Origin of the sequence: Acidithiobacillus thiooxidans ATCC 19377 (assembly GCF_009662475.1) — a bacterium.
Lineage (GTDB): Bacteria > Pseudomonadota > Gammaproteobacteria > Acidithiobacillales > Acidithiobacillaceae > Acidithiobacillus > Acidithiobacillus thiooxidans.
In genome coordinates, this window is record NZ_CP045571.1 from 188,713 (window position 1) to 199,175 (window position 10,463).

Annotated in this window: 15 protein-coding genes; all 15 read left to right on the forward strand. The window is 55.5% G+C overall.

The window, feature by feature from the left end:
- Positions 1-5: 5 nt before the first annotated feature.
- The 15 genes from GCD22_RS00965 (at position 6) to GCD22_RS01035 (ending at position 10,388) form a co-directional block, all read left to right on the forward strand.
- The gene (locus GCD22_RS00965; RefSeq protein WP_031571004.1) at positions 6-1,028 is read left to right on the forward strand and encodes an aminoglycoside phosphotransferase family protein; all 1,023 of its coding nucleotides are present in this window, start codon (positions 6-8) and stop codon (positions 1,026-1,028) included.
- Positions 1,025-1,702, forward strand: a complete 678-nt coding sequence (locus tag GCD22_RS00970) for a nucleotidyltransferase family protein (protein ID WP_024893440.1) — start codon at positions 1,025-1,027, stop codon at positions 1,700-1,702. The genes GCD22_RS00965 and GCD22_RS00970 overlap by 4 nt, the downstream gene beginning before the upstream one ends.
- Complete coding sequence (locus GCD22_RS00975; RefSeq protein WP_024893439.1) at positions 1,692-2,126, forward strand: hypothetical protein; 435 nt, start codon at positions 1,692-1,694, stop codon at positions 2,124-2,126. Before GCD22_RS00970 ends, GCD22_RS00975 begins: the two co-directional genes overlap by 11 nt.
- Positions 2,127-2,153: 27 nt before the next feature.
- The gene (locus tag GCD22_RS00980; protein ID WP_010640641.1) at positions 2,154-2,432 is read left to right on the forward strand and encodes a hypothetical protein; all 279 of its coding nucleotides are present in this window, start codon (positions 2,154-2,156) and stop codon (positions 2,430-2,432) included.
- 24 nt (positions 2,433-2,456) lie between these two features.
- The gene (locus GCD22_RS00985) at positions 2,457-3,428 is read left to right on the forward strand and encodes a KpsF/GutQ family sugar-phosphate isomerase (RefSeq protein WP_024893438.1); all 972 of its coding nucleotides are present in this window, start codon (positions 2,457-2,459) and stop codon (positions 3,426-3,428) included.
- Complete coding sequence (locus GCD22_RS00990; protein ID WP_031571007.1) at positions 3,425-3,976, forward strand: KdsC family phosphatase; 552 nt, start codon at positions 3,425-3,427, stop codon at positions 3,974-3,976. The genes GCD22_RS00985 and GCD22_RS00990 overlap by 4 nt, the downstream gene beginning before the upstream one ends.
- Complete coding sequence (gene lptC, locus GCD22_RS00995) at positions 3,976-4,530, forward strand: LPS export ABC transporter periplasmic protein LptC (protein WP_024893436.1); 555 nt, start codon at positions 3,976-3,978, stop codon at positions 4,528-4,530. The genes GCD22_RS00990 and lptC overlap by 1 nt, the downstream gene beginning before the upstream one ends.
- On the forward strand, positions 4,520-5,050 hold the full coding sequence (lptA, locus tag GCD22_RS01000) for a lipopolysaccharide transport periplasmic protein LptA (protein WP_226831403.1): 531 nt from the start codon (positions 4,520-4,522) through the stop codon (positions 5,048-5,050). Before lptC ends, lptA begins: the two co-directional genes overlap by 11 nt.
- Positions 5,047-5,772: an LPS export ABC transporter ATP-binding protein gene (lptB, locus tag GCD22_RS01005; protein ID WP_010640632.1), complete on the forward strand. Its 726-nt coding sequence runs from the start codon at positions 5,047-5,049 to the stop codon at positions 5,770-5,772. Before lptA ends, lptB begins: the two co-directional genes overlap by 4 nt.
- Positions 5,773-5,784: 12 nt before the next feature.
- Positions 5,785-7,218 (forward strand): RNA polymerase factor sigma-54, encoded by a 1,434-nt coding sequence (locus GCD22_RS01010; protein ID WP_031571010.1) that lies wholly within the window; start codon positions 5,785-5,787, stop codon positions 7,216-7,218.
- A gap of 116 nt (positions 7,219-7,334) precedes the next feature.
- Positions 7,335-7,676, forward strand: coding sequence for a ribosome hibernation-promoting factor, HPF/YfiA family (gene hpf / locus GCD22_RS01015; protein WP_010640629.1), 342 nt, complete (start codon positions 7,335-7,337; stop codon positions 7,674-7,676).
- Between the two features lie 9 nt (positions 7,677-7,685).
- Positions 7,686-8,132, forward strand: a complete 447-nt coding sequence (locus GCD22_RS01020) for a PTS sugar transporter subunit IIA (protein WP_024893433.1) — start codon at positions 7,686-7,688, stop codon at positions 8,130-8,132.
- A 20-nt stretch (positions 8,133-8,152) separates the two neighbouring features.
- Positions 8,153-9,085, forward strand: coding sequence for an HPr(Ser) kinase/phosphatase (hprK, locus tag GCD22_RS01025; RefSeq protein WP_024893432.1), 933 nt, complete (start codon positions 8,153-8,155; stop codon positions 9,083-9,085).
- Positions 9,085-9,984 (forward strand): RNase adapter RapZ, encoded by a 900-nt coding sequence (gene rapZ / locus GCD22_RS01030; RefSeq protein ID WP_024893431.1) that lies wholly within the window; start codon positions 9,085-9,087, stop codon positions 9,982-9,984. The genes hprK and rapZ overlap by 1 nt, the downstream gene beginning before the upstream one ends.
- A complete protein-coding gene (locus GCD22_RS01035) occupies positions 9,981-10,388 on the forward strand; it encodes a PTS sugar transporter subunit IIA (protein WP_010640622.1) in 408 nt (135 codons plus the stop codon). Before rapZ ends, GCD22_RS01035 begins: the two co-directional genes overlap by 4 nt.
- Positions 10,389-10,463 lie beyond the last annotated feature (75 nt).

A 10,463-nucleotide genomic window follows, 5' to 3' on the forward strand; every position in this document is an offset into this window, starting at 1 on the left:
CTTTTATGTCGCAATCTCTAAACACCAGAAAAATTTTGACGCCCGCTGTTTCGGCCGGACAAATATCGCCAGATGCAGCAGCCTGGCTGCAGGCCAGGGGCGTGGATGCTGGACAGTCTCAGGCCATTCCCGGTGATGCCAGTGGCCGGCATTACTGGCGTTTGCCAGACCAGCGGCTGTTTATGGATGCGCCACCACCTGAGGATATTTTGCCCTTTCTACGGGTTCAGCAGCGCTGGCAAAGTGCTGGACTGCCCGTGCCAAAAATTCTGGCAGCGCAGTTGCAGCCGGGATTTGTGCTCCTTGAAGATCTGGGAACTACGGATCTCAAGGCCATTCTGGATACAGGCACGGAAACGGAGTTCTGGATGCAGCAGGCGCTGGATCTCATTATTGCCCTGCAAAGCGCGGGCAGAAAGGATGATGCGCGACCTCGTCTACCGTTTTTTTCAAGGCAACGTCTGGGCGAAGAGCTGACTTTGTTTTATGACTGGTATTTGCTCAGGCATCTGGGGGTGACGCCGGATGAAGAAGCGCAGCAGAACTTGCAAAAGCTGTTTGCACTGTTGCAGGACAATGCCCTCAATCAGCCTCAGGTCTGGGTCCATCGGGATTTCCACGCCCGCAATCTCATGCTGCAGACCGATCCCCGGCGCTTGGTGATGATTGATTTTCAGGACGCTGTGATCGGCCCCTGGACCTATGATCTGGCCTCCTTGCTTTGGGATCGTTACTGGGATTGGGGCTCTGCCCGCCGGCACCAATGGATTCTGGATTTTCAGGGCCGACTCAGCAAAACTGGCAGGGCGGTATTGCCGCAGGAGTCCTTTGTACGCAGTGTCGAATGGATGGCATTGCAACGCAACATCAAGATTTTGGGAATTTTTTGCCGCTTGGCCTATCGCGATGGCAAGTCGGGTTATCTGGATTTACTACCGCAATTTCGCAAATATGTACTGGATGCCTTGGCCAGTGATGCGCAGCTGCAAATATTTTTCCCGCAGTTCTCGGTCTGGCTGGCGCTATGACCCGGGCGATGATCCTCGCAGCCGGGCGGGGTGAACGCTTACGTCCCTACACGGACCATCTTCCCAAGCCCTTGCTGGAAGTCGGGGGAAAACCGCTCATCGTGCGGCATCTGGAATCCCTGGCCGCTGCGGGAGTCTGCGAGGTCATCATCAATATCGGTCATCTGGGCGACCTGATTGTGGAAAAGCTGGGTTACAATTGGCAGGGAGTGCGCATTATCTACAGTGACGAAAGATCGGGACGCCTGGAGACGGGTGGCGCTTTGATCCGGGCTTTGCCACAACTAGGAGGTGCTCCATTTTTGCTGGTCAATGGCGATATTTGTACGGATTTTCCCTTGAATGTCCTGCTCCAGGTATCACCGGCTGCGGTGTATCTGGTTCTAGTGCCCAATCCACCCCATCATCCCGCAGGAGACTTTGCCCTGAATGCGGGGATGGTGGTGTTGCAGGGCGAAGAACGTCATACTTATGCAGGAATTGCCCGCATAGATCCGGCGCTGTTGCGGGGCTATCCGGAGCAATCGGCACCCTTGGCGCCCTGGTTGCGACAGTGGATTGCAGCGGGTGTGGTGGAGGGGACCCTGTATCAGGGAATATGGACCGATGTAGGTACGCCGGAGCGATGGCAAGTGGCGCAGGAAATATGCAGGGTACGGCAAGATGGAATTTGACCTGGTAGCCGTCCAGGACGCGATATCTGTGTCCGCCGAACTCCGAAAACGCTGGCGGAAAGACTGGGTTGATTTGATGGAACTCGCTGTCTGGGGGGATTTGCGCAGTCAGCAAATTGGGCTTGGCGGCAAGTTGCGCAAACGGGTTCTGGAGTATGGTGAGCGTTTGCGCTCTTACGTCAGTGACCGGAGCTGGATACCCCATCCTCGCGAACAAATTAAAAATGCCCTGAGTACCAGTTTGCAACTTCGTGAAGTCGTTGAAAAGGTGGGCGAATTGATGGGCCAGTTTGCAGAAGGAGAAGATCTCGCCCGTCTGCAATTATTCTGGCAGGATTTCAGCGACCGCCTGATGGCGGATATTACTGAGCGCGAAGGGAAACTGGTACAATTGTTGAACCAGCAATATCACGAAGAAGTTTAACTTAACCCGGGTCTTCCAGCAGAATTTATGAAAATTGTATATACGTTGGTCATTATTGGTGCGCTAGCACTTTTTGCCCTGCTATTGTGGTGGGCGCGGGGGCAAGTGCTTGTCGGCAATACGCCCAAGGACAGCAGCAACTGGTATGCACAGCATCCCGAAAGTCTGGCCGCAGAAAATATGCGTTGCTGGACCTTGCTGCGCCAGACTTCATTTGCAGATATTGACAAGGTCATGGCGGCTCATCCCCATTGTCATGCAGTCTATGAAGCCATTCAGGAACAGGACGGTGATCGTGCAGATTAAGTGTTTGTCAGAATGGCAGTAAGCATGGATGTCGATAATCTGTTGGCTACCGGGCGTGATGTTTTGCGTCTGGAGGCTGAAGCGGTAAGTGCATTGGAAGCACGTCTTGACGACAGTTTTGTCCAGGCTTGCGGGTTACTTCTCCAATGTTCGGGCCGGGTGGTGGTGAGTGGTATGGGCAAATCCGGCATCATCGGCAAAAAAATCGCCGCGACCCTGGCCAGTACGGGCAGTCCGGCTTTATTTCTGCACCCTGCGGAGGGCAGTCATGGCGATCTGGGCATGCTGACCCGCTCTGATTGTCTTCTGGCGCTCTCCAATTCGGGTGAAACGGCTGAATTGCTGGCCATTCTTCCGGTGGTCAAGCGTCTGGCCGTGCCACTGATCGCCATGACCGGAAACCCCCAATCGACCCTGGCGCGCAGTGCCGCTGTGCATCTCAATTGCAGTGTGCTGCGCGAAGCCTGTCCTCTGAATCTTGCGCCGACGGCGTCTACCACGGCAACTCTGGCCATGGGCGATGCCCTGGCCATGGCCTTGTTGCAGGCACGCGGTTTTTCGGCGGATGATTTCGCGCTTTCCCATCCCGGTGGAAGCCTTGGCAAGCGACTGTTGCTCCGGGTTCAGGATGTGATGCACCAAGGCCAGGCTTTGCCAAAGGTATTCCTGGAGACCATGCTGCGTGATGCTGTTCTGGAAATGAGCAGCAAAGGCTTGGGGATGACCGCTGTGGTGGATGGCGAGGATCGGGTGTTGGGAATTTTCACCGATGGCGATTTGCGGCGGGCTTTTGCCGAACGTCAGGATCTCTGGGAGCAACCCATGTCTGCCCTGGCTCATGCCCAACCCTGCAGCATCCGCGCTGAGGCTCTGGCGGCCGAGGCTTTGGCCCTGATGGAGGCCAAACGGGTGGGGGCGCTGCTGGTTGTGGACGACAATCAGCGCTTGGTCGGCGCCTTGAATATGCATGATTTACTTCGGGCCGGAATTGTATGAAGCGTTTGGCAGCGGAAACCCTGATGGAAAGTGCTGCGCAAATCCGGCTGCTGATCCTGGACGTGGATGGAGTGATGACCGACGGACGGCTGTATTTTGATGATGCCGGCACCGAAAGCAAAGCCTTTCACGTGCGCGATGGTTACGGGATCAAGCTGCTGCAGGCGCATGCCGTGGAATTGGCCATTATTACCGCACGATTCTCTCCAGCAGTGGCGCATCGTGCCCGGGACCTGGGTATCAAACATCTTTTTCAGGGCTGCAAGGACAAACATCTGGCTTACAGTGAGCTGAAGCTGGAGCTGAATGTCGAAGATGCCATGGTCGCGTACATGGGTGACGATCTCATTGATTTGCCCATTTTACAGCGCGTCGGGCTGGCCACTGTGCCAGCTGATGCCCATCCGGAACTGGCCCAGCGGGTTCACTGGCAAAGCCAGTATGAGGGTGGCCGAGGGGCCGTCCGGGAATTATGTGAGCTGATTTTGCAGGCCAAGGGCTGCTGGTCCGCCGTTTTGACCCAGGCTGGGCAACAGGGGCATTGTTGATGCTGCGTTTGCGGCTTCCCAGCCTGGGTTTTACCGTGCTGCTTATGTGTCTTGCCGGACTGGTCTGGTGGTCATGGCCGCAGCGCCCCCTGTCGCTCCCGCAAATTGACTGGCACGGTCAAATTCATAAGGGCGATCAGGCCGCTGAAGATGTTGTCATGCGCCAGTATGATGCCGCCGGGAAGCTGGACTTACTGGCCACGGCGCACACGGCCTATCACGAACCGCGTCGCGATCAGACCATACTCAAAGACGTCGCAGTCAAACGTTTTCGACCCGGCCAGGAACTGAATCTGAGCGCCAATCAGGGCAAGGTCGATGGATCCAGCCACCTGATTACCCTGTGGGGGAATGTCATCGGGACAATGAAACCAGATACCCGTTTTCTGACCGAGAGGGTGCACTATAACCCGCAAACGGGCATTATTAGCACCCAGGATCCGGTTCGTCTGGAACATGGTCAGGACTGGATGACCGGAATGGGGCTTTGGGCGTCGGTCAAAACCGAGGAGGTCAATATTTTGCGGAATGTACGTGGTGTTTATGCGCCTTAAGCATGGCTCGGTAGGGCGTTACTGGCCGGTCGGGCTGATGATAGTTTCCCTGGCGGCCCTGGCGGCCCCTGCTGCCCAACAGACGTTGGCCAAAGGACCCATTCATATCAGTGCAGATACGCTGCATGCCGAAAACAAGCCTTCCCAGCAGGCCACTTATCTCGGCAATGTCGTTATGACCCAGGGCGATGTGGTCATTCATGCCAACAAACTCGTCATAGCTGCCCTGCAGGGCAAAGTACAAACGGCCACGGCAACTGGTAGTCCCGTCAGCTTTACCATGTCCAGCGCGCAGCGCCACGGCTATGGAAATACCCTGATTTACAAGCCGGGTTCGGGGGAAATTGTGTTGCAGGGAAACGCCCATCTCTGGCAGGAAAAAAATGAAATCAGTGGCCAGCAGGTAACCTACTTTTTGAATAACCAGCAAACGGCAGTGACGGCAGCCCCCGGACAGCGCGTCCACTCCGTGTTTTATCCTGCAGCAGCAAACCGCTCTGCCAGCGGTGGGAGGCCATGAGCGATCTGCTCCAGGCCCAGTCCCTGGTCAAATCCTATCGTCGTCGTACGGTTGTCCGGGATGTTTCTGTTCAGGTTGCCGCCGGGGAAGTCGTGGGCTTGCTCGGCCCCAATGGCGCTGGCAAAACCACCACTTTTTACATGATGGTCGGACTGGTACGTCCGAATCGCGGTCATATTTTTCTGCAGCAACGTGATATCACTGCACTCCCCATGCATGAACGGGCGCGCATGGGATTGGGTTACCTGCCTCAGGAACCATCGGTATTTCGGCAAATGAGCGCAGCAGATAATATTCTCGCGGTTCTGGAGACCCTGCCGCTCAGTAAAGCCGAGCGCCAGGATCGCCTGGATCAGCTCCTGGCTGAATTGCATTTGGGCCTGCTGCGCGACACCAAGGGGCACAGTCTCTCCGGCGGCGAGCGGCGCAGGGTGGAAATTGCGCGCGCCTTGGCCATGAGTCCGCGCTTCATCTTGCTGGATGAACCCTTTGCGGGGATCGACCCGATTTCTGTTTTAGAAATTCAACGTCTTATTCAGGACTTACGTGAACGCGGCATAGGTATCCTGATTACTGATCATAATGTGCGCGAAACATTAGGCATTTGCGAACGCGCCTATATACTGCATGATGGGAAGGTGCTGACGGCCGGGAGCCCACAGGAAATCGTGGATGATCCCATGGTTCGTCAGGTATATCTGGGAGATCAGTTTCGAATCTGAATCTGGAAGGCAATGAAACAAGGTTTAGAACTCAAACTCGGTCAGCATTTGGCCATGACCCCGCAGCTGCAGCAGGCCATCCGCCTGCTGCAGTTATCGACGGTTGATCTGCAACAGGAAGTTCAGGGGATGCTGGAAAGCAATCCTCTTCTGGATGAGGACGTATCCGGTGAAGAAACCGGAGTCCCCGGCAGCGCTCCAGAACCCGGTGAAAGCTCCGGTGAAGATCGCCAGCTGGATCTGGCTGCGGAAGATACTTTGCCTGATGATTTGCCGGTCGACAGCCAATGGGATGACGTGTTTGATCTGGGCACCAGTGCATCAGGTGGAGGTTCTGATGATGAGCTTCCCGACTTTGAAGCACGGAACAGTCACAGTCAAAGTCTTCAGGATTATCTGCGCTGGCAGGCGGATATGACGCACTTCAGTCCTGAGGAGCGCAACATGGCGGAGATGATCATTGATGCCATTGATGATCGCGGTTATCTGGTTGAAAATCCAGACGATCTGGCTGCTGCTATGGGTGCTGATGCTGCCGTTTTCCAGGCGGTATTGTTGCGCGTTCAGGACTTTGACCCTCCCGGTGTGGCGGCGCGTGATCTGAGTGAGTGTCTTTTGTTGCAGCTCAGGCAGTTGACGGATGTAGACGCCAGCGTGCAAAAGTTGGCGATGGATGTTGTCAAAGACCATTTGCAAGCCCTGGGTCGCCATGATTATCCACGGCTGTGCGCCAGTCTGGGGGTTGATGAGGGCATGCTGGGAGCAGCCATGGCGCTCATTTCCGCCCTCAACCCTAAACCGGGTGAAGAAGTCGGAAGCGAAAATACCGAGTATGTCATTCCCGATGTGATTGTGCGCTGGTCCGGAAAGCGTCTGCGGGTTGACCTGAACCCTGAGGCCATGCCCAAGCTGCGCATCAACCGCCGCTATGCGGGCATGGCCGGGGGCAAAGATGCCGCTCATAAATATATTCAGGATCAGCTCAATGAGGCACGCTGGTTTATCAAAAGCCTGCAAAGTCGTCAGGAAACCATTTTGAAAGTGGCTCGGGCAATTGTGGATAAGCAGAAGGATTTTTTTAGCAACGGTCCGGAATCCATGCGCCCCATGGTGCTGCGCCATATCGCTGAAACCGTGGAAATGCATGAATCCACGGTTTCCCGGGTGACCAACCAGAAATACATGGTTACTCCCCGAGGTCTTTTCGAGTTCAAGTACTTTTTTTCCAGTCATGTGGGAACAGACAGTGGCGGCTCAGCATCAGCGACGGCCATTCGCGCCCTGCTCATCAAATTGACCCAGGCGGAAAATCCCAAACATCCTTTAAGTGATGCAGAAATTGCCAAGGTTCTCGCCGATCAGGGCATTCAGATTGCCCGCCGGACGGTAGCCAAATATCGGGAAGCGGCTAATATCCCGCCGGCAAGCCAGCGTCGGCGGCTTTAGTTTTCGACGTCCATAATACAGGGTTTTTTGTGGCGGCGGTTGGCGCTACACTGAAGCCGGACCCCGATCAGGGGCGATTATCATAAACAATCCTCGCAAGAGGACAGGAGAGCGCCATGCAAATTACCATTACCGGTCAGCACCTGGACCTGACAGAAGCCCTGAAAAACCATGCAGAAGAGAAAATCGGCAAGCTTGATCGACATTTTGATCAGGTGATTGATGCCCGGGTTGTTCTGAAACATGCGCCCCATGAAAATCCCGAAAATACCGCTGATGTGACTATGTATGCGGCTGGTCATGTGTTTCACGCCGTATCCCAGCATGCCGACATGTATCGCGCCCTGGATCTGGTCACCGAAAAACTGGAAAGCCAGATTGACAGTTACAAGGAAAAACGCCAGGACCGGCGTAATGATAATCCCTCCGGTCTGGCAGCCATTGCCGAGATGGAATGACCCTCAACCATGACGACTCTGCCCTTAACTCCCCAACAAGTTCTGATTGATCCTCCGGTTACGGATGCCGGAGCCGTGCTGGACGCTTTGGCGGCGCTTCTCGCAGAGTCGACCGGACAAACAGCCGCCGTCATTGCCGAGGCCCTGAAAAGTCGTGAAGAGCAGGGTTCCACTGGAATCGGCCATGGTGTCGCGCTTCCCCATGCCCGCATTGACGGCGTGACTGAGGTGGCTGTGGCTGCCCTGCGCAGTGCTCAGGGAATCCCCTTTGCCGCACCGGATGGTCTGGAGGTGCAGGTATTTATTGCGGTGGCCGTACCCAAAACGGCGGCAACGGCTCATCTCGAAATTCTTTCGACCCTGGCGGTACGTTTGGCCTCTGAGGCAGTGCGTGCAGACTTGCTCAAGGTGCACAATGCCGAAGGATTTTTTACCGCAATGACCCATTCTGATTAGTTTTTAGGAAAGACGCAGACATGGAAAGACAAATCAGTCTGCGTCGGCTTTGCGAAGATCTCCACAAGGAGATGTTCTGGGATTGTCTGCATCGACCGGATAAGGATTGCCAGCTGTGTGGCGACCCCTGGGCGGAAGACGATATCGGTGGCGCGGCTCTGGTCGGTTTTCTGAATTTTATTCGTCCCCACGTCGTACAAATAGCCGGAACTTGTGAACTTCAGTTTCTACGGGATAACCCCCTGAGTTTTGAGCAATTTCTGACGGGAAAGCTGAGCCTGTTGGTACTGTGCGAAAGTGAAACGCTGAGTCCAGAGCTTCTGGAGGCACTGCGGTTCCGGCAAGTGGCGGTCATGACGACTGCGTTGGAGGCCCCGAAGGTGCTTGCCCGTCTGCAACTTTACCTGCATCGCGAGCTGGCTCCCCGGCAGCAAGTGCATGGAGTGTTGGTGGATGTGCTGGGCGTTGGGTTGTTGTTGCAGGGCGAGGCCGGTATCGGCAAAAGCGAGCTGGCGCTGGAGCTGGTTAGCCGTGGTCACCGTCTGGTAGCCGATGACAGTGTATTATGTGTGCGTGAGGCGCCTCAGGTGATCACCGGCCATTGTCCGGCTCCTTTGCGGAATTTTCTCGAAGTGCGGGGCCTGGGTATTATCAACATCCGGGAATTTTTTGGCGCGGCTGCTATCGTTCGTTCCAAACGCATTCGTCTGGTGGTCGAAATTCAGGATATGCAGGATATGGAGCTGGGCGACATCGACCGACTGCAGGGTAAGGTCGACAATCTGGATATTCTGGGGGTTCCGCTGACGCGCTTGCGCATTCCGGTTTCGGCAGCGCGCAATCTTGCCGTGCTGGTGGAAGCAGCGGCCCGCAGCCAGTATGTGAAAGAGTCCGGAGGCGACATGCTCGCTGACTTTGAAGAACAGGTACGTCTGAGTGTCGGGGAGGAATGATGGCCGAGCGGGACTTCATTATTGTCAGCGGACTGTCAGGATCGGGAAAATCCACGGTGCTCCAGGCGCTCGAAGATCAGGGGTATTATTGTGCGGATAATTTGCCCGCTACCCTGCTGGTGGCCTTTGGCGCGCAGCTGGCGCATCGCGAGGGGCAGTCATTATTGGCGGCCGTCAGCATAGATGTACGTAATCGCGATTTTTTTGCGGCCTTGCCACAGGCCCTCAAAGATTTACGGGATGCGTATGGACTGCATCCACGTATTTTGTTTCTGGAAGCGGGCGAAGACACCCTGTTGCAGCGCTACAGTGAAACCCGCCGCCGCCATCCCCTGACCGATGACAGTGCGGCTACTCCCGGTGAATCCCTGCTGAAAGCTTTGCAAAGAGAGCGGGAAATGGTGCAACCTCTCGCTGATATGGCAGACAAAAGGCTGGATACTTCACGGATCAATACCCACCAGTTGCGCCTGCGGGTGCAGGCCTGGAGTCTGGCGTCGCAGCACTATGGCAATTTGGTATTGCTGCTGCAATCTTTTGCCTTCAAGCGCGGGCTGCCACTGGATTCTGATTTTGTGTTTGATCTGCGTGCCTTGCCCAATCCGCACTATGATCCGGAGTTGCGGGCTTTAACGGGGCGCGATACTGCCGTACAGGCTTTTTTGGCAGGGCGTCCAGAGCTAGAGACCGCGCTGGAATCCTTGCGGAGTTTTTTGCAGGTGTGGTTACCCCCCTTTGCCCGGGAACATCGTAATTATGTGACAGTATCCCTGGGTTGTACGGGGGGGCAGCACCGCAGTGTGTACATGGTGGAAGTTCTGGCGCGTGAATTACTGAGTAAAGGCCAACGCATTCTGATTCAGCATCGTGAACTGAATATCACCGAGACTTTGACATGATTCACCTTGTTCTGCTCACCCATGCAGGTATGGGCGTGGCATTTGCCAATACCCTGGAACATATTTTCGGCACCATGCCAGCAGCCGTCGAGGTTGTGGAGATTCTGCCCGACGCTAATCCCGAAACCGGGCGCAAGCGCCTGTGGGAATTCATTGAAAAACTGCCGGAAGGTGATGCCATGCTGATTCTCAATGATCTTTACGGAGCAACCCCGGCAAACCTGATTCCGGCGATTCTTCCCGAAGACCGCGTAGCAGCCATTAGCGGTTTGAATCTGGCGATGCTGCTGCGGGCCTTATCGCGGCGCGAAGAAGGTTTGGCCGCAGCCCGTCAGGGGGCCTTGGATGGGGCTGTGCAGGGAGTTGTAGATATTCTTGCTCTGCGTGCTGTACCACGTACCTGACCATAAGCCTGGAGCGGGTGGCGGTCATTCGCCACAATGTCCGGTGTTGCTGGCGCTATGGTCGCACATTCGCTG